This is a genomic window from Streptomyces sp. NPDC087428, from assembly GCF_044744085.1.
Taxonomy (GTDB): domain Bacteria; phylum Actinomycetota; class Actinomycetes; order Streptomycetales; family Streptomycetaceae; genus Streptomyces.
In genome coordinates, this window is the sequence record NZ_JBIUXR010000002.1 from 385841 (window position 1) to 406309 (window position 20469).

The following is a 20469-nucleotide window of genomic DNA, read 5'->3' on the forward strand; positions in this document are numbered from 1 at the left end:
CTTCAGGGGCCGGGCGGCGCCGGGACCAGGACGTTCTCGCTGCGGGCGCGGGCCAGGTAGTCGTCGACGTTCCGGACGGTCGCGTCGATGATCTGGCCCACCGCGTCCTCGGTGTAGTACGCCTGGTGCGAGGTGACGATGACGTTCGGAAAGGTGACCAGCCGGGCCAGGGTGTCGTCGTCGATGCCCTTCAGCGACTTGTCGAGGAAGAAGAGCCCGGCCTCGGCCTCGTACACGTCGAGGCCGACGCCGAGGAACCGGCCGGCCCGCAGCTCCCCGACCAGGGCCGTGGTGTCGACGAGTCCGCCCCGGCTGGAGTTGATCAGGATCGCGTCGTCCTTCATCAGGGCCAGGGCGTCCTTGCCGATGATGTGGTGGGTGGAGGGCAGCAGCGGGACGTGCAGGCTGATCACGTCGGACTCGGCGAGGAGCTGCTCCTTGTCGACGTACCGCATGCCGAGTTCGACGCAGGCCGGGTTCTCCGCGACGTCCCAGCCGAGCAGATTCATGCCGAAGCCGTGGGCGATCCGGGTGAAGGCCTCACCGATCTTGCCGGTGCCGATGACACCGACGGTGCGGCCGTGCATGTCGCGGCCGAGGAGCCCGTCGAGGCGGAAGTCGAAGTCGCGGGTGCGGCTCGCGGCCCGGATGACGCGGCGGTTGACCGCCATGGCGAGGGTCCAGGCGAATTCGGCCACCGAGTAGGGCGAGTAGTACGAGACCCGGGAGACGCGCATGGCGAGGCGCTCGGCGACGTCCAGGTCGATGTTGTTGAAGCCGGTGGAACGCTGGGCGATCATCTGGGTGCCGCCGGCCGCGAGAGTCTGCAGGACACCGCTGCCCAGGTCGGCGTTGACGCTGGTCGAGATGATCTCGTAGCCGGCCGCGATGGGCGCGGTGTCCCGGTTCAGGAAGACGTCCAGGCACCGGACCTCGTGCTTCCCGGCGAAGGCTTTCTCGATCAGCGGCTTCTCGTCGGACTGCACGCCGAAGGCCAGGATCTCCACTGCGTCTCCCGTTACTGATGCGGGCGGGGTGCCGGGGCGCGCGCACGGGGGTGCGTACGGGTCCGGCCGGTCGGTCATCGCGAATATATGGCAGGGCCGCCCGGCACGCCGACCGGACCTCAGCCGGAGAAGGCCCCACCTCAGGGAATTGATCTCAGATGTCGTCGAGTCCCCGTTCGATGGCGTACCGCACGAGCTCCACCCTGTTGTGCAACTGGAGCTTGCCCAGGGTGTTCTGGACGTGGTTCTGGACCGTGCGGTGGGAGATGACCAGCCGTTCGGCGATCTGCTTGTACGAGAGTCCCTTGGCGACCAGCCGCAGCACCTCGGTCTCCCGGTCGGTGAGCTCCGGGGCCTTCGGCTCGTCGGACGCCACGGGCACGGGCTCCGAGGCCAGCCTGCGGTACTCGCCGAGCACCAGCCCGGCGAGGCCGGGGGTGAAGACGGGGTCGCCGGCCGCGGTGCTCCGGACCGCCTCGGTCAGCTCCTGGGTGCTGGCCGACTTGAGCAGGTAGCCGGTGGCGCCGGACTTGACCGCCTCCAGCACATCGGCGTGCTCGCCGCTCGCGGAGAGCACCAGGACCCGCAGCCCGGGGTGCGAGCCGACGAGCTCCTTGCAGACCTGGACGCCCGGCATCCCGGGCAGATTGAGGTCGAGGACGAGGACGTCGGGGCGGACGGCCCCGGCCCGGCGGACCGCCTGCGGGCCGTCGCCCGCGGTCGCCACCACGTCGAAACCGGACTCCGCGAGGTCGCGGGCGACGGCGTCGCGCCACATCGGGTGGTCGTCGACCACCATCACCCTGATGGCCCGCGGCTCTCCCGCCGCGCCCTGGCCGTGCTCCGCACTCATCGGACCGAACCCGCCTTCCCCCGTGAAATCTTCGGAACCTTCAATTCGACCTCGGTGCCCTGGCCGGGCACCGAGATCAGCTCTGCCGTACCGCCGAGTTCGGCCAGCCGCCCGCGTATCGACAGGGCGACGCCGAGGCGCCCCTCGCCCTCGGCCTGGGCGAGCCGCCCCGCCGGGATGCCCGGCCCGTCGTCCCGGACCGTGACGATCACCTCGTGCGGCCAGTCCTCGACCAGGATCCAGGCCTGGGCGTTCTCCCCCGCGTGCACCCGGACATTGTCCAGGGCGGCGCTCACCGCGGCCGCCAGCTCCATCGCCGCCGGGGGCGCGAGGAGCACCGGGGCTCCCGGCTCCGCGAAGCTGACCCGGGAGCCGGCGTGCGGGGCGAGCAGGGCGCGCAGATCGGTCCCGCCCGGCCCGCCGGGCTCGTCGTCGTCCGTCTCGACGGTGCGCACCACGGCGCCCTCCGCGGCGTCCTCGGAGACCCGGGTGGGCGGCACCAGGCCGCTGGAGACCAGGGTGCGCAGGGCGACCTCCTGCTCCCCGGCCATCCGGCCCAGCTCGGCGGCCTCGCCGCCGAGCGCCGTACCGCGGCGCTGCACCATCGCCAGGACCTGGAGCACGCTGTCGTGGATGTCGCGGGCCAGCCGTTCCCGTTCCCGGGTGGCGGCCTCGATCTCCAGGGCGCGGGCGAGGGTGCGCTCACTGGCGCGGGCCACCTCGACGACGTAACCGATCGCGATGGAGGCGACCCAGACCAGCAGGACGTTGTGCAGGGTGTCGCGGCTGGGTTCGGCGCGCTCGACGATGTTGGCGGCGGCGACGAAGCTGGAGGCGAAGGCCGCCCAGCGCCAGCCGCCCTTGATCGCGAAGGCCAGGACGGACCCCGCGGTCCAGATCGACGGCAGGGTCGGGCCGTCGACGTGCTGGGCCTGGAAGTCGGCGAGCGGGGTGAGGAGGATGCCGGCGAGGGCGAGGGCGAGGTCGGCGCCGAGGAAGCGCTTGGTGCAGGCCGCCGCGCCGGCGACCTTCGGCAGGGTGGCGAGCGTCCAGACGGCCATGACCGTCAGGAAGACGACGGCCACCCACGGCCGGTCGTACTTGTCGCGTCCGAAGACCGCGAGCAGGATCGCGTAGAGCATCGTCAGAATGCGGTACGCGGTCAGGGCACGCCACAGCGGCTGCTCGACCGACATCCGCACGACCCGCACACGCTTGGCCATCTTCATCTCCCCCGCCCCGGACGGACCGACGCGCGCTCAGGCGCCGCCGCGGTCCTTGTCCGTACCCTGCTGCTCGTCCCCGCCGCCGGACGCGGCCCGCTTGGCGGTCTCCGAGCGCCGCTTCGCCTCGTCCGCGATCTGCCGCTTGGCGGCGGTCGCGTAGATGTCGACGTACTCCTGCCCGGAGAGCTTCATGATCTCGTACATCACCTCGTCGGTGACCGAGCGCAGGATGAAGCGGTCGCCCTCCATGCCGTGGTACCGGCTGAAGTCGAGCGGCTTGCCGATCCTGATCCCCGGGCGCATCAGCTTGGGCACCACCTGGCCGGGCGGCTGGATCTTCTCCGTGTCGATCATCGCGACGGGGATCACCGGCGCCCCGGTCGCGAGCGCCACCCGGGCGAGCCCGCCGGGCTTGCCCCGGTAGAGGCGGCCGTCGGGCGAGCGGGTGCCCTCCGGGTAGATGCCGAAGAGGCCGCCGCTCTCGATCACCTCGATACCGGCCTTGATCGCCGCCTCGCCGGCGCCCCGGGCGCCCGAGCGGTCCACCGGGAGCTGGCCGACGCCCTTGAAGAAGGCGGCGGTCAGCTTGCCCTTGACGCCGGGCGCGGTGAAGTACTCGGCCTTGGCGATGAAGGTGACCTTGCGGTCCAGGACGGCGGGCAGGAAGAAGGAGTCGGAGAAGGACAGATGGTTGCTCGCGAGGATCGCCGGTCCCTGCGCGGGGATGTTCTCCAGGCCCTCCACCCACGGCCTGAACGCGAGCTTCAGAGACCCGCCGATGGAGAACTTCATAGCGCCGTAGATCAACTCGGGTGCCTCCTGTGTGCTGTCCGGCAGACCTCAGGGCCTGCCCGGCGGCCCGCGGCCGGGGTCGCGACGTCCGGCACGGCGCCCCACCCTGTCCGACTGCGATCCCCCGGACAGACCCTAACCCGTGCCGCCGTCCGTGCTCCTGCCCGGCACGGCCCCGGGTACCCGGCCCGTGCCGGTGACGGCCCTGGTCGGTGTCGGCCCGGTCGCGTACGGTGAAGTAATCCTTGCGCACTCCCCCTTTCGCTCCCCTCCGAGCCTCACGAACAGGAGACCCCGGTGCCGGTCCTTCCTGGAGCCGAGCCGTTCCGCCACGAGGGCGGAGAGGTCGGCGTCCTTCTCTGTCACGGATTCACCGGTTCCCCGCAGTCGCTGCGCCCCTGGGCCGACTACCTGGCCGAGCGCGGGCTCACGGTCTCGCTGCCGCTCCTCCCCGGGCACGGCACCCGCTGGCAGGACATGCAGGTGACCGGCTGGCAGGACTGGTACGCGGAGGTGGACCGGGAGCTGCGGTCGCTGCTGGAGCGGTGTTCCCAGGTCTTCGTCTTCGGTCTCTCCATGGGCGGAGCCCTCGCGCTGCGGCTCGCGGCGAAGCACGGTGACGCGGTCCGGGGGCTGGTGCTCGTCAACCCGGCCAACAAGGTGCACGGCCTCGCGGCGCACGCGCTGCCGGTCGCCCGCCATCTGGTGCCGACGACGAAGGGCCTGGCCAGCGACATCGCGCGGGAGGGCTCGGAAGAGGTCGGCTACGACCGGGTGCCGCTGCACGCGGCGCACTCGGTAAGGAAGTTCTTCCGGCTGGTCGACGCCGAACTGCCCCAGGTGACCCAGCCCGTCCTGCTGCTGCACAGCCCGCAGGACCATGTCGTGCCGCCCGCCGACTCGGCCCGGGTCCTGAGCCGGATCTCGTCCACGGACGTCGAGGAGATCCTCCTGGAACAGAGCTACCACGTGGCGACGTTGGACCACGATGCGGAGCGGATCTTCGACGAGAGCTATTCGTTCATCGGCCGCCTCGCTCCGAGCGTCGGGAAGAAGGGGAGCACGTCCGGTGGCTGAGCACAACGCGGATCGCGCGAGCGGCGAGGAGGAGCGCGAGCCGCTCCCCGCCGAGGGAGCGGCCGTCCCCGATGACGGCGGCGCACCCCCGTCGGAGGCGCCGGGCATCGCCCAGGGCGGCGACGGGGAGCGGCCGGTGGACGAGGAGGCCGTCTGGGAGGCGATCGTCGCGGGGTACGGCGACGAGCCGCCGGACCCGCCGGGCGCCAGGCCGTTCCGGTCCATCGAGGACGTCGCGCTGCTGGAGGACGGTCCGCTGAGCGCCCTGGATCCGGACAAGGGCATCGGCAAGCGGCCGCCCAAGCCGCCGGAGAAGCCGCTCGGCAGCTCGGTGGTGTTCGCCCCCGGCGTCGGCAACGGCCCGCGCGACTACGAGCCGGCGGAGCCGGCCGCGGGTGACACGGACGACGGGGACGACAGCGGCGAGGGGCACTTCGTGCCGCCGGAGCCGCCCCCGCTGCCGGAGGCCGACGTCACGGCCAAGTTCGCCTGGCTGGCGGTGATCGGCGGACCGGTCCTGCTGCTGCTCGCGGTGCTGCTCCAGTGGGAGATGACCTGGTGGCTGACGACGGTCTGCGTCGGCGGCTTCCTGGGCGGCTTCGTGACGCTGGTGGCGCGGATGGAGCACGACGACGAGGACGGCGACGACCCCGGCCGCGGCGCGGTGGTCTGAGCACCCGCCTCAGGCCGGGTCCGCCGCGGGCACCCGCAGCGCGGCCAGCACCGGCAGGTGGTCGGTCGCGGCCCGCAGGTCGCCCTCGGCGAGGCCGGGCAGCCCGGCCGGGACACCGCAGCCGAGCACCTCGACGCCGCGGGTCGCGAGGACCGCGTCGATCCGCTTGCGCGGGTCGTGCGCCGGGAAGGTGTGCTCGCCGCCCCGGGGCCGTGCGGTCCAGCAGTCCTGGAGGCGCCCGGCCAGCCGCCGGAACGCCTGCCCGCCCGGTACCTCGTTGAGGTCACCGCCCACCACGGCGTGCTCCACCCCCATCGCGTCCAGCCGGTCGAGCAGCGCCTGCGCGTGGGCGAGGCGCTCCTCGCGCTGGAGGCCGAGGTGGCAGCTCAGCACGCCGATCCGGGTGCCGGCGATCCGGACGACCGCGGTGGCGAAGCCCCTGCGGTGCAGTCCGGGGGTGAGCGGCAGCAGGACGTCCTCGGTGCGCTCCACCGAGGCGCGCAGCGAGCAGAGCAGCAGCGGTCCGGCCGCGGTGGCTCCACCGCCGAGGACCACCAGATCGGTGGCGGCGGCGAGCCGGGCGGCGCGCTTGCGCCAGCGGAAGAAGCGCGGCGCCTCCTGGACGAGGACCAGATCGGGGGCGCAGGCGCGGATCACCCGGGCCAGTGCCGCGGGGTCGTCGCGCATCGACCGGATGTTGTAACTGAGCACTCTGATGACGGCCGAGCCGTCCTGCTCGGTACGGGATTCTGGCAGCGACGTCTGGGCCATGGCGCTCACGATACGACGGACGCCCGCCGCGACCCGGTCGTGGGGCGCGACGGGCGTCCGTCATGTCCGTGGTGCCTGGGTGGATCAGCCCTGCCGGGCCAGGTCCGCCGCGCCCACCAGCCCGGCCTTGCCGCCCAGTTGGGCCGCGAGGACCTGGGCGTGCGGACGCCACTCGCCGCCGATCAGCCAGCGCCGGAACGACTTGCGGATCGGGTCGAGGACCAGCTCGCCCTCGTCCGAGACGCCGCCGCCGACGATGAAGGCGGACGGGTCGAAGAGCGAGGCGAGGTCGGCCAGTCCCGCGCCGGCCCAGCGGGCCAGCTCGCGGAACGAGTCGACGGCCACCGGGCAGCCCTGCCGGGCGGCCTCACTGATGTGCTTGCCCTCGATGCCCTCGACCGTGCCGTCGCCGAGCGACAGCAGGATCGTGGCGTTCTCGGGGGTGGCGTTGGCCCGCTGCTTCGCGTACCGGACGAGCGCCCGCCCGGAGGCGTACTGCTCCCAGCAGCCCTGGCTGCCGCAGCCGCAGAGCAGACCGTCCGGGACGACCCGGATGTGGCCGAACTCGGCGGCCACGCCGAAGCGTCCGCGGCGCAGCTTGTTGCCGATGATGATGCCGCCGCCGAGGCCGGTGCCGAGCGTGATGCAGATGACGTCCTCGTGGCCCTGGCCCGCGCCGAAGCGGTACTCGCCCCAGGCGGCCGCGTTGGCGTCGTTCTCGACGACCACCGGGAGGCCGACGCGCTGCTCGACCTTGTCCTTGAGCGGCTCGTGCCGCCAGTTGATGTTCGGTGCGAAGAGCACCGTGGCACGCTTGTCGTCGACATATCCGGCCGCGCCGATGCCGACCGCCTCGACCGGGTGTCCCTCGCTCGCGCCGGACACCGCCGCCGCGATCGCGTCCACGATGCCTTCGGCCGTCGGCGGGGTCGGCACCTTGAAGGTCGAGAGGATGTGGCCCTCTTCGTCGACCACTCCAGCTGCGATCTTCGTGCCGCCGATATCGACGCCGATGGTGAGTCCCATGAATCCCTCAGTTTCGGTCGAGCCCCGCTGGGGCAACCGTACCCGAGGCCGGGCCCCGCCCGGTCGGCGCCGGTCAGTCCAGGTCGATCTGCTCGCCGGTGCCGGGCCCCTCGTCTCGGGGGTCGGTGGCGTCGTCAGCCTTCTTTTCGGTGCCCGCGGGGTCTCCCGCGCCCTGGGTCCAACGGCGTTCCTGACCCTCGACGGCCGAGCGGTAGGCGGCGAGCAGTTCGCCACCGGCCGCCGCGATGTGATCGAAAACGTCAGGATTGCGCTCGATGACGGGTTCGACGGCGGACTTCGCCTGCCTGATGACCTGCTGGACCGCGCCCTGGGCCGCCATGCCGAACAGCGGCGACTGGAGGGAGGAGACCTTGTCGGCCACGGCGTCCATCAGCTTGCGCAGCTCCTCGGCCGCGGAACCGGGCGGCGGACCGTACTCGGCACGGCGGCGGGCCTTCTCGGCGGCGAGGTCCTCGGCACAGGCCTGGGCCCACGCGTCGTCGTCGGCGGGACGATCGGTGGCTTCGCTCATGGCGGACTCCTGCGACGTGGGTGGCCGGCGGCCCGGCACACGGGACCCGTACCTACGACGGTACCCGAACGGTGGTAAAGCGTTCAGCTCGTCCTGGGCCACAGGTCCGCGTCGGGCGTGAACCGGACACGGAGCACGCCGTCGGTGAGCGAGGCGCCGGAGACGGTGCAGCGGCGCAGCGCGGACTCCAGGGGCACGATGCGGTGGAACGGGCCGACGGTGAGCAGGAGTTCGTTGCCGCGGCGGACCAGCTGGAGGTCCTTCTTGACCGCTCCGGGCAGCCGCAGGCACCAGATCAGTATCCCGTCCGGGCCGTCGGCACCGTCAGGCGTGCCGGACTCCTCGATCCACCAGGGGTTCTCGGCGCGGCCGGTCCCCCGGTCGTCCACGGCCGGCACGGCGTCCCCGCCGGTCAGGGCGGCCAGGTCGGCGGCGTCCTGCGGGTCGCGGCCCAGGTGCGGCACCTCGACCGGCGGTGCCTCTGCGGCCCACTCCTCGCGCCAGTGGTCGAGGCACTTCTCCTGCTGTGCGGCGAGCGCCGCGAACCAGGGGTCCGGGGAGTGCCGGGGCAGCACCCGGTTGGCCACCAGGGCGTCGACGCGCGCTCCCTGGAGGGCGAGTCCGGTCCGGGCGGTACGCAGCGCGTCCTCGGCGGCCGGGCCGGGCTCCGCGACCAGCCGGAGCGTGGTGGCACGGTCCTCGACGAGGGCCTGGACGGCGGCCAGTTCGGCGTCGCGCCGGGCGGCGGCCTCGTACAGCCAGTGTGCGGGCATGGGCACGCCGGCCAGCTGGGCGAGCATCGGGCGCAGGGCGCGGGCGGCCTGGCGCTCCTGGGGGACGAGCCGGCGCAGATAGCGGCGCAGCTGTTCGGGCAGGGCCAGCAGGGCGAGGGCTTCGCGCAGCGGCGGCAGGTCGACGACGAGGAGGTCGTAGCCGTCGCGGGACCAGTCGCCCTGTGCGGCGCGGTGGAGGCTGTGGAGCAGGGCGAGCTGGTCGCTGCCGGGGAGTTCGGTGAGCTCCTCGCCGTCCAGGTGGTTGCCGCCGAGCATGCCGAGTACGCCGGACAGCTGGTCCTGGAGGGCGAGGAGTTCGCTGCGGAAGTGCTCCGCGGAGTCGGTCCGGACGGACCACAGGGTGTCGGTGACCCGTGCGGGTTCGGTGGCGGAGGGGAAGCCGGGTATGGCGTCCGCCGAGATCAGCAGGGTGCGGGCGCCGCGCCGGGAGCCGGCCAGCGCGGTCGCCGCCGCGACGGTGGTACGGCCGGCGCCGCCGGGGCCGGTGACCAGGACCGTACGCACCGGGTCAGGCCTTCGGGACGGACTCGACGCGCTTCTTCAGGCCGGCCAGGGCGCGGTCGATGATGACCTTCTCCGCCTTGCGCTTGATCATGCCGAGCATCGGGATCTTGACGTCGACGGTCAGCCGGTAGGTGACCTCGGTGCGGTCGCCGTCGCCGAGCGGGGCCAGTGCGTAGGAGCCGTCGATGGCGCGCAGCATCTGGGACTTGACCAGGGTCCAGCTGACCTCGTAGTCGCCGATCCAGGTGTACGCGAGGGTGTGGTCGTCCTTGATCGCTCCGGCGTCGAGGACCAGGCGGACCTTCTCGGCGCGGCCGCGGTCGTCGGTGGCGAGCACCTCGGCCTCCTTGACCTCGCCGGTCCATTCCGGATAGCGGTCGAAGTCGGCGATCACGCCCATGACGTCGGCCGGTGCCGCCTCGATGGTGATGCTCGAGCTGGTGTGTTCAGCCATCGCTGTGGCCCTCCAGTGCGGTGTACCGGTCGATCGGCAGAGACCTGCCGCCAGAAGGCTATCGCGTGTGCGCCGCGCCTCGGCCCAGGGCCTGCCGGGATGCAGGTGCGGCCGGGCCCGGTCACCACTCCAGCGCCCACGGCCTCCCGGTCGAGGCGAAGTGGCCCACGTTCACGCACTCGGTGGCGCCGATCCGCATCCGGCGGACCAGGGGCTGGTGGACGTGGCCGAACACGGCGTACCGGGGGCGGGTACGGCGGATGGCGTCGAGCAGGGCGCGGCTGCCGCGTTCGAAACGGCGCGCCACGGTGTCGTACGTCAGCTCCGGGACGTCGGGCGGAATGTGGGTGCACAGGACGTCGACCTCACCGACCGCCTCGATCTTGGCGGCGTACTCCTCGTCGCCGATCTCGTACGGGGTGCGCATCGGGGTCCGGAGTCCACCGCCGACGAACCCGAAGACGCGGCCGCCGATCTCGGCGCGTTCGCCGTCCAGGACGGTGGTTCCGGGGCGGGCGTACTCGGGCCACAGGCCGGGGATGTCGACGTTGCCGTAGGTGGCGTACGTCGGGGTGGGCAGCGCGGCGAACATCTCGGCGTACTGCTTGCGCACGGCCGTGACGATCGCGGTGTCTCGGTCCACGCCCGCCCACAGGCCCCGGCCGAAGTCCCTGGCCTCCTCGAAACGGCGCTCGGTGCGCAGGGCGACGATCCGGTCGGCGTTCTCCACGCCGAAGAGTTCCGGGAAGATGCCGCGCGAGTGATCGGCGTAGTCGAGGAAGAGCACCAGGTCGCCCAGGCAGACGAGGGCGTCGGCGCCGTCCCCCGCGCGGGCCAGCGCCTCGGTGTTCCCGTGCACGTCACTGACCACGTGGATTCGGGTGCGCCGCTCTGCGGCGGCCTCCCGGCTGTTCGGTCCGGCTCGCATGACGATCACCCTAGAACCCCCGCGCCCGCCTGGGTAGAGGCCACCGGACCTGCGGTTACTTCCAGGGCCCGGCCGGGGTGCACTACTGTGCGCGAAAGGCCAGCCGATATGTGTGACGCGTAAGACATCTGACCGGAACCCCCTATCCGGAACCGAGTACTGGTGGGTAACGTCCGGGCAGTCCAGTCGTGCTCACCCCACTGAGCACCCGCCACCTTGGACCGCAGCCGGTGCGTCACACAGAGCCGTGGCACCGGAGCCCGATGAGGAGCAGCAGTCTTGCGCGAGTTCAGCCTTCCGGCCCTGTACGAGGTCCCCTCGGACGGCAACCTGACGGATCTCATCCGCCGCAATGCCGCTCAGCATCCCGATGTCGCGGTGATGAGCCGCAAAGTGGCGGGCGTCTGGACCGACGTCACCGCCACGCAGTTCCTGACCGAGGTAAGAGCCGCGGCCAAGGGGCTGATCGCCGCCGGTGTCGAACCCGGTGACCGGGTCGCCCTGATGTCACGCACCCGCTACGAGTGGGTGCAGCTGGACTTCGCGATCTGGAGCGCGGGCGCCGTCACCGTACCGGTGTACGAGACCAGTTCGGCCGAGCAGGTCCAGTGGATCCTCGGGGACTCGGGCGCCGTCGCGGTCCTGGTGGAGAGCGATGCCCACGCCGACGCCGTGGCCTCCGTGCGCGACCGGCTGCCGGAGCTGCGCCAGGTGTGGCAGATCGACAAGGACGCGATCGGCGCGCTCACCGCCTCGGGCGCGGAGGTCTCCGAGGAGACCGTGGACCTGCGCAGCGGGAGCGCCAAGGCCGACGACCCGGCCACCATCGTCTACACCTCGGGCACCACCGGACGCCCCAAGGGCTGCGTGCTCACCCACCGCAGCTTCTTCGCGGAGTGCGGCAACGTGGTGGAGCGGCTCAAGCCCCTCTTCCGTACCGGTGAGTGCTCCGTCCTGCTCTTCCTGCCGGCCGCGCACGTCTTCGGACGGCTGGTCGAGGTCGCCTGTGTGATGGCCCCGATCAAGCTCGGCTGCGTACCGGACATCAAGCACCTCACCGATGAACTGGCCGCGTTCCGGCCGACCCTGATCCTCGGGGTGCCGCGGGTCTTCGAGAAGGTCTACAACTCGGCGCGGGCCAAGGCCCAGGCCGACGGCAAGGGCAAGATCTTCGACCGGGCCGCGAACACCGCGATCGCCTACAGCCGCGCGCTGGGCACGCCGCAGGGCCCGTCCGTGGGCCTCCGGTTCAAGCACAAGGTGTTCGACCGGCTCGTCTACAGCAAGCTGCGGGCCGTGCTCGGCGGACGCGGCGAGCACGCGATCTCCGGCGGTGCGCCGCTCGGTGAGCGGCTCGGGCACTTCTACCGCGGGATCGGCTTCACCGTCCTGGAGGGCTACGGCCTGACCGAGACGTGCGCGGCGACCGCCTTCAACCCGTGGGACCGCCAGAAGATCGGCACGGTCGGCCAGCCGCTGCCCGGCTCGGTCGTGCGGATCGCGGACGACGGCGAGGTGCTGCTCCACGGCGAGCACCTGTTCTCCGGGTACTGGAACAACGAGACGGCGACGGCCGAGGCGCTGGCCGACGGCTGGTTCCACACAGGCGACATCGGCACGCTCGACGAGGACGGCTACCTCGCGATCACCGGCCGCAAGAAGGAGATCATCGTCACGGCGGGCGGCAAGAACGTCGCTCCCGCCGTCATCGAGGACCGCATCCGCGGGCACGCCCTGGTCGCGGAGTGCATGGTGGTCGGCGACGGACGCCCGTTCGTGGGCGCGCTGGTGACGCTGGACGAGGAGTTCCTGGGCCACTGGGCCGAGGAGCACGGCAAGCCGGTCGGCTCCACCGCCCTGTCGCTGCGCGAGGACCCGGAGCTGCTCGCCGAGGTGCAGCGGGCGATCGACGACGGCAACGCCGCGGTGTCCAAGGCCGAGTCCGTACGCAAGTTCCGGATCCTGGCCGCCCAGTTCACCGAGGAGGCGGGCCACATCACGCCGTCGCTGAAGCTGAAGCGGAACGTGGTGGCGAAGGACTTCGCGGACGAGGTCGAGTCGATCTACCGGAGCTGATCCGCGTGACGCGTACGCAGGGGCCCGCACCGATTCCGGTGCGGGCCCCTGCGGCGTTCAGAGCAGCGCCCTGAGCTTCTGTGCCAGCAGGTCCCAGCGCCACTTCTCCTCGACCCAGGCCCGGCCCCGCTCCCCCATGCGCCGGCGCAGCTCCGCGTCGCCGAGCAGCGTGACGATCCGCTCCGCCGACTCCTCGGCGCGGCCGCCGCGCACCACCCAGCCGGTCTCGCCGTCGAGCACCGCGTCCGGGGCGCCGCCCGAGTCGCCCGCCACCACCGGCAGCCCGGTCGCGGACGCCTCCAGGTAGACGATGCCCAGGCCCTCCACGTCGAGGCCGCCGCGCCGGGTGCGGCACGGCATCGCGAAGACGTCACCGGCCCCGTAGTGCGCGGGCAGTTCCGCCCAGGGCACAGGCCCGGTGAACCGCACCGAGTCCAGCACCCCGGTCTCGGCGGCCAGCTTCCTCAGCTCCCCGGCGTACGGTCCGCCGCCGACGATCAGCAGGACGGCGTCGGGCACCTCGGCCAGGATCGCGGGCATCGCGAGGATCAGGGTGTCCTGGCCCTTGCGGGGCACCAGCCGGGACACACAGACGACGACCGGCCGGTCCGTGAGCCCGAGCCGGGCGCGGACCAGATCGCCGCCGGAGTCCGGGTGGAAGGTCTTCTCGTCCACGCCGGGCGGCAGCTGGACCATGCGGTCCGCGGCCGCCGGGGTGAGCGCCGCGGCGATCCGGGACCGGGTGTACTCGCCGAGATAGGTGATCGTGTCCGTGCCCTCGCCGATCCGCCGCAGCAGCTGCCGGGAGGCGGGCAGCTGGGCCCAGCCGGCCTCGTGCCCGTGCGTGGTGGCGACCAGCCGGCGGGCACCGGCCCGGCGCAGCGCCGGCGCCATCAGCCCGAGCGGGGCGGCGGCGCCGAACCAGACGGACGAGCAGCCGTGGGTCCGCAGCAGCTGGACGGCGCGCCGGGTCACCCGCGGGGTCGGCAGCAGCATCGTCGTACGGTCGCGGACCACGGTGAAGGGCTGCTCGGCGTCGAACGCGGCGGTGGCCGCGGCGCCCTCGGGGCCGCGCTTCCAGGTGGAGGCGTAGACGACGATCCGGTCCGGGTCCAGCCGGAGCGCCATGTTGTGCAGGAACGCCTGGATTCCACCGGGGCGGGGCGGGAAGTCGTTGGTCACGATCAGGGTCTTGTCCATCGCCGCCGACAGTACCGGGCGGCCCCGCCTCGTGGCTGTCCGGCGGACGGGGCGGGCATCATGTCCTGTCGTACCACCGGCACAACGGACGAGGACGGGACATGACGGGTTCGAGCGGCGCACAGCCGGCCTTCGTGGTGTGGGCCCTCACCAGGGCCCTGTTGCTGCTCTGTGTCATCAAGGTGATCACGCTGCCGGGCGCCGACGTGACGAACGACGTGTCGGTGATCTACCACGGCTGGTACGACGTGCTGCGCTCGGGAAGTTACCCGCAGTCCGACGTCACCTGGCAGTACCCGCCGGTCGCGGCGCTCGCGATCCTCTCCCCCGCCCTGCTGCCGTTCCTGGACTACGCCTCGGCCTTCTTCGTCCTGGCGTTCCTCTGCGACGCGCTGGTGCTGGGCCTGCTGCTGCACGCGGGCCGGGGCGCCTCCCGGCGGACGGCCGGGGCGTGGATGTGGGTGGCGGGGGTGCCGTTGCTCGGTGCGACCGCGTACGCCCGGTACGACGTGATGGTGACGGCCGTCGCGGTGGCGGCGCTGCTGGCCGGTGTCCGGCATCCGCGGGTGATGGGGGCGCTGGCGGCGGTCGGGGCGACGCTGAAGGTGTGGCCGGTGCTGCTGCTCGCCGGTACGGCGCGCGGGCGCGGGACGCGCCTGGCGTGGGCGACCGCGGCGGGGACGGCGCTCGGGCTGCTGGGGCTGTGTGCGCTGGCGGCGCCCGGCGCGCTGGCCTTTCTCGGCTTCCAGCGCGACCGGGGCACCGAGGTCGAGTCGCTGGGGGCGCTGGTCTTCCATGTGGCACGGCAGTTCGGCTGGCAGGGCCGGGTGGAGCTGCATTACGGCTCGCTGGAGTTCCTGGGCCCGCACGTGCCGCTGGTGAGCACGCTCGCGCTGGGTCTGAGCGTGGTGGCGTTGGGCTGGCTGGTGGTGTGGCGGCTGAAGGCGCGCACGTTCGGCGTGAGTACGCCGGCGGACGCCGCGTTCACCGCGGTGCTGCTGTTCACCACCACGAGCCGGGTGATCAGCCCCCAGTACATGCTGTGGCTGGTCGGCATGGCCGCGGTGTGCCTGGTCTTCCGGGAGAGCCGGATGACGCTGCCGGCCTGTCTGGTGCTGGTGGCGACGGGGGTCACCCAGCTGGAGTTCCCGCTCGGGTTCATCCATGTGGTGACGAGCGACGCGACGGGCGTGACGCTGATGTTCCTGCGCAACGGGCTGCTGGTCGCCGCGACGCTGATCGCGGGCGGGCGCCTGTGGCGGGACACGGTGACGAGGCCGGCCCCCGAGGTCAGCCGAGCCGGTCCCGCACGTGCTCCCGCCAGCGCGCCGTGAAGTCCTCCGGGGTCGTGCCGAGCACCTCGTGCAGGGCCTGCTCCACCGCTCCGTCCCGCCCTGAGTGGGCTCCGACGGCCCGGTAGAAGGCGAACAGCTTCTCCTCGCCCCAGCGGTCGGCGACGAGCTCACAGGCCAGCCAGGCGCCCTCGTACGCCCTCGCCAGCCGGTCCGGGTCCTCGGTGAAGCCGAAGTCCTCGTCGGTGGGCAGGGCGGCGGGCAGCTCGCCGCGCCGGACGGCGTCCGCCAGCTCGGGCGCGACCTCGGCGGCGGTGCGGTCCCCCTCCCGGTAGGCCGCCCAGTCGGCGAAGCCCTCGGAGAGCCAGGTCGGGGTGGCGGCGGAGGTGCGGGTACGGGTGGCGACGTGGGTGGTCTCGTGGGTGAGGACGACGCGCTGCCCGAACGAGCCGAGCATCCCGTACGCCTTCGGGTTCACGATCACCCGGTCCGCGGGCGCCGTGCCCGAGCCGCCGGTCTCGCCGGTGGTGACGGCCGCTATGCCCCGGTAGTTCGCGGCGGGCGACCCGAGCAGCTCCGCCATGTCCTGCACGGTGTCCGGGACCAGCACCACCACCCGGCCCGCCCAGCGCTCCGGCCAGGCGTCGGAGACGGCGGGTACCGCCCGGTCCGCGGTGGCCGCGATCCGGGTCAGCTCGTCGCGGGAGCGGCCGACGCCCAGCACCAGGCTGTGCGTGCCGCGCACCACCTCGACGTCGCCCTGCTGCCAGAGCTGCCGGCCGCCGCCCTCGGCCGGGCGGTCGGCGGTGAGGTACCAGCGGCCGTCCGCCGGGTCCCGTTCGAGGTCGAGGACCCGGTCCACGGAGACCGGCGCGCTGTCGTAGCCCTTGATCCGGTAGCCGAGCCGGACATCGGCGGTGGCCCGGTCCGCGCCGTGCGTCGAGACATCCGTCAGCCGGTACGTCCAGGAGCCGATCGGCATGTCCGCGAGATGGCCGATCTCCTTGCGCTGCGCGGCCCGCAGGTCGGGGGCGTCCTGAGCGACGACCGCGGCGTAGGCGTCCGGGTCGTGGTGCAGCACCGCGGCGGCCCGGCGGCCCAGGGTGGCGCGGATATCGGCGGCGGCGGTGTCCGGGGCGTCGCCGGCCGGGGCCGAGCAGGCGGTGGCGCACAGCAGCGCGGCGAGCACGGCACCGGCCGCGCGCCGCAGTCCGCCGCGCGCCCGCGCCGCGGTACGCCCCTGATCAGCCACAGGAACGAGAGTAGCGACCTCACCCGCGACACCGCTGCCCGTCGGGGGCGGGGCCGTGGGGGTCAGACCCGGGTGACCGAGGAGACGGGCATCATGCCGACGGGGTCGTAGCGGACCGGGGCGCCGGGGTACGGGGCATGGATGACCTGGCCGTTCCCCACGTACATCCCGATATGGCCGGCGTCCGCGCGATAGGCGACCAGATCACCGGGCCGGGCCTGGGAGAGCGGCACCATGCGGCCGGCGTACCGCTGGGCCTGCGAGGTGCGGGGCAGGCTGACCCCGGCCTGGGCGTACGCCCACTGCATCAGCCCGGAGCAGTCGAATCCGGAGGGCCCGCTCGCGCCCCAGACGTAGGGGCGGCCCAGCGCCCGCTGGACGGCCATGACGGCGGCCGCCGCCCGCGCCGAGCCCGCCGGAAGTCCGGCCGTCGGCCGCGCGGCGGTGTCCCGGCCGTCGCGCGAGGCCCGCTCAAGGGCCGCCCGGTCGGTGCCGGACAGCGATCCGAGCAGCCGCCTGGCCTCGGTGAGCTTGCGCACGACGGTCCGCTTGTGGCGGCTGACGGCGGCGCGGCCGCGCTCCAGGCCCGCGAGCGAGCCGGCCGCCTCCGCCCGGATCTGGGCCAGCGCCCGCTGGGCCCGGCGGAGTTCGGACAGGGCGCCCGCCCTGCTGTCGTTCACCCGGCCCAGCACGGCGGCCCGGTCGAGGTAGTTGTCCGGGTCGGAGGAGAGCAGCAGGGCGAGCGAGGGGTCGATGCCGCCGGCCCGGTACTGCGCACGGGCCGCGGAACCGACCTCCTCGCGCATCCCGTTGACGCGCTCCTGGCCACGGGCCGCCCGGTCCTGCGCCCGGCGCACCTCACCGCGCAGCCGTCCGACGTCCTCACCGGCCTTGTTGTACTGCTCGGTGGCGTGCTCGGCCTCGGCGTAGAGGCGGTCCACCCGGGCCCCGGCGGACCGCGGGGTGTCCTGCGGCTCGGCGTGCGCGGTGGCCGCGCCGAGCGTCGCGGCGGCGGTCGCCGCCGCGGCCGACAGGACAGTGGCCCGGACGCCCCGGCTCACGCCGGGCTGTGTGGAACGGCGATGGGACACCACAGGACGCCGCACTCCCTTCCGCTGTACGCAGATGTGCGCAGCCCCTGCCGCCCGGGGCGGGCGGACCGACATGTGGAGCTGCGCGGCAGCCAGACAGTAGTCGCGCGATCACGGAGCGGACAAAGGCCGCGCCGGGCGGACGGGGGTCACAAATGACGGCGCCCCGCCGGTGACCTGTGGTCTCCGGCGGGGCGGGCAGTCAGTGCGGGGCGCGGGAATTCGCCCGTTCGGGCGTGATCAGATGCGCACGGCGGTCTGGTAGGCGCCGACCGTGTTCATCGACTCGAAGCGGACCACGGCGCCCGGCTTCGGGGCGTGCAGCACGGTGTTGTTGCCCGCGTAGAGCGCCACGTGCGAGGTGTTGCTGAAGAAGACCAGGTCGCCCGGCTTCAGCTGGCTGCGCCCGATCTGGGTGCCCTGGTTGATCTGGGTGTACGTGGTGCGGGTGATCTGGGCACCGGCCTGGGCGTAGGCCCACTGGGTCAGGCCCGAGCAGTCGAAGGAGCTGGGCCCCGTGCCACCGGAGACGTACGGCTTGCCGACCTGCGTGGAGGCGGCCTGGAGGGCGGCACCGCCGAGACCGGAGGCCGGGGCCTCGTTGCCGAGGTCCACGCGGTCACCCGCGTCGCGGCTGGCGCGCACGTCGTCCTGGCGCATCTTCTCGCGCTCGGCGGCGGTCAGGGTGTTGAGCACCTTCTGCGCCTCGGCGAGCTTGCCCTGCTGCTTCTTCTTCTTCTCGCCGAGCGTCTTGCGGACGTCCGCGAGGTCACCCAGCTTGTCCTGGGCCTCCTTGCGCTCCTGCGCGAGGGACCGCTGCTTCTCCTGGATCTTCTGCATCGCCTCGGCCTGCTTGGCCGTCAGCTGGTCCAGGGCGGAGGCCTGGTCGAGGAAGCTGTCCGGGTCGGAGGCGAGGAAGAGCTGCACGGAGGGGTCGATGCCTCCGGAGCGGTACTGCGCGGCGGCGAGCGAACCGAGGCCGGAGCGGAGCGTGTTGAGCTCCTCCTGGCCGCGGGCCACCTTGTCCTGAAGCGCGCCGACCTGCTTCTCCAGCTTCTCCTGCTTCTCCTTGGCCCCGCTGTACTGCTCGGTGGCCGTCTCCGCCTCGTGGTAGAGCTTGTCGACCTCCGCCTTGACCTCGCTCTTGGTCGGCTTGGGGTCGGCGTGAGCGGCCTGGGAGGTCAGGGCCACGGCTGCGGCGGCGGTCGCGGTGAGCACGGTCACACGGGCGCGGCTCGGATTCTTGGGACGACGGTGGGACGCCACGAAGGCGAGCTCCTTCTTCCTCGAGCCGCCTACCGGGCTGTGGGGGACATGAATCCCCGGCTCCGTGGGGATCACGGACTCGGCGGTTCCTTCACTGCCACCCCGGATGGGTGATCAACCGTGCGAAGGTTCGAGGCCCGACCATAGTGACCATCCTGTGATCAGTTCAAATCCTCGCAGGAAAAATCTCGTCACAGCCGGTACTTCTTTACCCACACCACACTGCGTGTAGCGGTGAATTGACGGCCCGTTCCGTAATTTCCGGCAAGCCGCAACAAGTCTCGCTAAACGCGCGAAAGCCGCTTCAGGAGCAAGAGGGACGCAACGGGCCTGGCCCCCGCCTTCGCCACTCCGTCGGCCACCTCGCGGTCGGTGGAGACCACCACGACGGGCCGTCCGGACGGTTCGGCGCGCGCCAACTGCCGGATCAGCTCGTCCGCGGTGACCCCCGCCTTGCTGAACAGCACCCGCACCCCACGAGGCGGCGCGAGCAGCACCGGAGCGGCCAGCTCGGCCCCGTCGAAGACGCAGGTCATCTCGGCGCCCGTCTGGGCGGCGAGCACCGACAGACCGCCCAGCAGCCGCAGCCGCTGCTTCTCCAGCGGCATCTGCGGATAGCCGGTCTTGGTGACGTTGTAGCCGTCCACGATCAGATGCGCCTGCGGCAGCGCGAGCAGTTGGTCCAGCAGCGCCGGATCGGTGTCGGAAAGGGCTCTGGCGGCAACGTCCTTGGGCGACATCCGGCCCGGCTCGACGGCGTCGACGGTGTCCGCGGGACGCATCGAGGAGGGCGGCAGCGCCAGTTCGCGGCGCAGTCCGCCGGCCGCTTCGAGCACCGTGTCGAGCAGCAGCCGCAGCCGCATGTCCTCGACCGACCGCCCCTCGCGCGCGGCCCGGCGCCCCGCCTCGACGGACGCCTCCGCCTCGCTGAGCCGCGCCCGCAGCCTCCGGGTCTCGCTCTCCGCCGCGGACACCTGGACGGCCGCCTCTGCCCGTACGGCGTCGCTCTCGGCCCTGCCCCGGCGCAGCGCCGCCTCGCCGCGCTTCACCTCGCTGGCCGCGCTGCGCAGTTTGCGCTGGAGCGACTCGGCCTCCTTGCGGGCCGCGTCGAGGTCGGTGCGGAGCCGTTCGGTCTCGCTCCTCGTCTGGGCGCGGGCCTGGACGAGCTCCTCGCGCAGCCGCTCCAGTTCGCGCCGGGTCTCCTCGTCCGCCCGCTCGGCGCCGGCCCGCTCGGCCTCCTCACCGGCGGCGGCGAGGAGCTTCACCCAGCCCACCGGACGCAGCACATAGGCCGCGGCGGCCACATCGACGGGGTCGGCGGCGGCGGGCGGCGAGCCCGCCTCCAGGGCGGCACTCAGCTCCGGCTGGGTCTCCCTCAGCCGTTCACCGATGCGCCGGCGGAACGACGCGTCGCTCTCCAGGGCGGCCGCCATCGCGTTCCCGGCGAACTTCGCACGCCGGGTCGGCGTGAAACGGGCGTACTGTCTGAGCTGAGCCGGGAGTTCGGTGACCGTGAGGCCGCCGAACGCGTCCGAGACCAGCGCGACGACCCGACGCCGTACGCCTTCGGGCAGCGGACGGTCGAGCACCTCCACGGCATCGTCGGCCGCATCGGCCGACGCGGCGCCGCCAGCGGGCTGCTCCACCATCCGTCA

The 20469-nt window shown here is 72.8% G+C and carries 19 protein-coding genes; 4 read left to right on the top strand and 15 right to left on the bottom strand.

Annotated elements, in window-relative coordinates:
• Positions 1 to 2: 2 nt before the first annotated feature.
• The 4 genes from ACIO3R_RS05475 to ACIO3R_RS05490 form a co-directional block, all read right to left on the bottom strand.
• A complete protein-coding gene (locus tag ACIO3R_RS05475) occupies positions 3 to 1007 on the bottom strand; it encodes a 2-hydroxyacid dehydrogenase (RefSeq protein WP_385028891.1) in 1005 nt (334 codons plus the stop codon).
• 154 nt (positions 1008 to 1161) lie between these two features.
• Complete coding sequence (locus ACIO3R_RS05480; protein ID WP_385028888.1) at positions 1162 to 1860, bottom strand: response regulator; 699 nt, start codon at positions 1858 to 1860, stop codon at positions 1162 to 1164.
• Complete coding sequence (gene macS, locus ACIO3R_RS05485) at positions 1857 to 3083, bottom strand: MacS family sensor histidine kinase (protein ID WP_385028885.1); 1227 nt, start codon at positions 3081 to 3083, stop codon at positions 1857 to 1859. Before macS ends, ACIO3R_RS05480 begins: the two co-directional genes overlap by 4 nt.
• Positions 3084 to 3119: 36 nt before the next feature.
• The gene (locus tag ACIO3R_RS05490; protein WP_385028882.1) at positions 3120 to 3893 is read right to left on the bottom strand and encodes a lysophospholipid acyltransferase family protein; all 774 of its coding nucleotides are present in this window, start codon (positions 3891 to 3893) and stop codon (positions 3120 to 3122) included.
• Positions 3894 to 4175: 282 nt separating this feature from the next.
• Between ACIO3R_RS05490 and ACIO3R_RS05495 the strand changes: the two genes are divergently transcribed.
• Both ACIO3R_RS05495 and ACIO3R_RS05500 read left to right on the top strand, forming a co-directional pair.
• Positions 4176 to 4955, top strand: a complete 780-nt coding sequence (locus tag ACIO3R_RS05495) for an alpha/beta hydrolase (protein ID WP_385028879.1) — start codon at positions 4176 to 4178, stop codon at positions 4953 to 4955.
• Positions 4948 to 5628, top strand: a complete 681-nt coding sequence (locus ACIO3R_RS05500) for a hypothetical protein (RefSeq protein WP_385028876.1) — start codon at positions 4948 to 4950, stop codon at positions 5626 to 5628. The genes ACIO3R_RS05495 and ACIO3R_RS05500 overlap by 8 nt, the downstream gene beginning before the upstream one ends.
• A 9-nt stretch (positions 5629 to 5637) precedes the next feature.
• Here the strand turns inward: ACIO3R_RS05500 and ACIO3R_RS05505 are convergent, their stop codons facing one another.
• The 6 genes from ACIO3R_RS05505 to ACIO3R_RS05530 all read right to left on the bottom strand — a co-directional run bounded on the left by ACIO3R_RS05505 (position 5638) and on the right by ACIO3R_RS05530 (position 10637).
• Positions 5638 to 6399, bottom strand: coding sequence for an endonuclease/exonuclease/phosphatase family protein (locus tag ACIO3R_RS05505; protein ID WP_402103547.1), 762 nt, complete (start codon positions 6397 to 6399; stop codon positions 5638 to 5640).
• An 84-nt stretch (positions 6400 to 6483) separates the two neighbouring features.
• Complete coding sequence (locus tag ACIO3R_RS05510) at positions 6484 to 7425, bottom strand: ROK family glucokinase (protein WP_123470088.1); 942 nt, start codon at positions 7423 to 7425, stop codon at positions 6484 to 6486.
• 73 nt (positions 7426 to 7498) lie between these two features.
• Positions 7499 to 7957, bottom strand: a complete 459-nt coding sequence (locus tag ACIO3R_RS05515; protein ID WP_385028867.1) for a DUF5304 domain-containing protein — start codon at positions 7955 to 7957, stop codon at positions 7499 to 7501.
• 83 nt (positions 7958 to 8040) lie between these two features.
• Positions 8041 to 9255 carry an ArsA family ATPase gene (locus ACIO3R_RS05520; RefSeq protein WP_402103556.1) on the bottom strand — a complete coding sequence of 405 codons (1215 nt, stop codon included), beginning with the start codon at positions 9253 to 9255 and terminating at the stop codon, positions 8041 to 8043.
• A 4-nt stretch (positions 9256 to 9259) separates the two neighbouring features.
• The gene (locus tag ACIO3R_RS05525; RefSeq protein WP_363021337.1) at positions 9260 to 9709 is read right to left on the bottom strand and encodes an SRPBCC family protein; all 450 of its coding nucleotides are present in this window, start codon (positions 9707 to 9709) and stop codon (positions 9260 to 9262) included.
• A 121-nt stretch (positions 9710 to 9830) separates the two neighbouring features.
• Positions 9831 to 10637, bottom strand: a complete 807-nt coding sequence (locus ACIO3R_RS05530; protein WP_402103560.1) for a metallophosphoesterase — start codon at positions 10635 to 10637, stop codon at positions 9831 to 9833.
• Positions 10638 to 10916: 279 nt separating this feature from the next.
• On the opposite strand from ACIO3R_RS05530, the gene ACIO3R_RS05535 reads away from it, so the two are divergent.
• Positions 10917 to 12713 (top strand): AMP-dependent synthetase/ligase, encoded by a 1797-nt coding sequence (locus ACIO3R_RS05535; protein WP_385028858.1) that lies wholly within the window; start codon positions 10917 to 10919, stop codon positions 12711 to 12713.
• A gap of 57 nt (positions 12714 to 12770) precedes the next feature.
• Here ACIO3R_RS05535 and ACIO3R_RS05540 read toward each other — a convergent pair whose 3' ends face one another.
• Entirely contained in the window at positions 12771 to 13913 is a 1143-nt protein-coding gene (locus ACIO3R_RS05540) for a glycosyltransferase family 4 protein (RefSeq protein ID WP_402103563.1), read from the bottom strand.
• 101 nt (positions 13914 to 14014) lie between these two features.
• Between ACIO3R_RS05540 and ACIO3R_RS05545 the strand changes: the two genes are divergently transcribed.
• The gene (locus tag ACIO3R_RS05545; protein WP_402103566.1) at positions 14015 to 15247 is read left to right on the top strand and encodes a glycosyltransferase 87 family protein; all 1233 of its coding nucleotides are present in this window, start codon (positions 14015 to 14017) and stop codon (positions 15245 to 15247) included.
• On the opposite strand, the gene ACIO3R_RS05550 is transcribed toward ACIO3R_RS05545, so the two are convergent.
• The 4 genes from ACIO3R_RS05550 to ACIO3R_RS05565 all read right to left on the bottom strand — a co-directional run bounded on the left by ACIO3R_RS05550 (position 15204) and on the right by ACIO3R_RS05565 (position 20463).
• A complete protein-coding gene (locus ACIO3R_RS05550; RefSeq protein WP_402103569.1) occupies positions 15204 to 16457 on the bottom strand; it encodes a hypothetical protein in 1254 nt (417 codons plus the stop codon). The two genes, ACIO3R_RS05545 and ACIO3R_RS05550, sit on opposite strands and share 44 nt — an antisense overlap.
• Positions 16458 to 16519: 62 nt before the next feature.
• Positions 16520 to 17551 carry an NlpC/P60 family protein gene (locus ACIO3R_RS05555; protein WP_385037939.1) on the bottom strand — a complete coding sequence of 344 codons (1032 nt, stop codon included), beginning with the start codon at positions 17549 to 17551 and terminating at the stop codon, positions 16520 to 16522.
• 237 nt (positions 17552 to 17788) lie between these two features.
• Positions 17789 to 18814, bottom strand: coding sequence for an NlpC/P60 family protein (locus ACIO3R_RS05560; protein ID WP_385037942.1), 1026 nt, complete (start codon positions 18812 to 18814; stop codon positions 17789 to 17791).
• A 284-nt stretch (positions 18815 to 19098) separates the two neighbouring features.
• The gene (locus ACIO3R_RS05565; protein ID WP_402103574.1) at positions 19099 to 20463 is read right to left on the bottom strand and encodes an NYN domain-containing protein; all 1365 of its coding nucleotides are present in this window, start codon (positions 20461 to 20463) and stop codon (positions 19099 to 19101) included.
• Between the last annotated feature and the right edge of the window lie 6 nt (positions 20464 to 20469).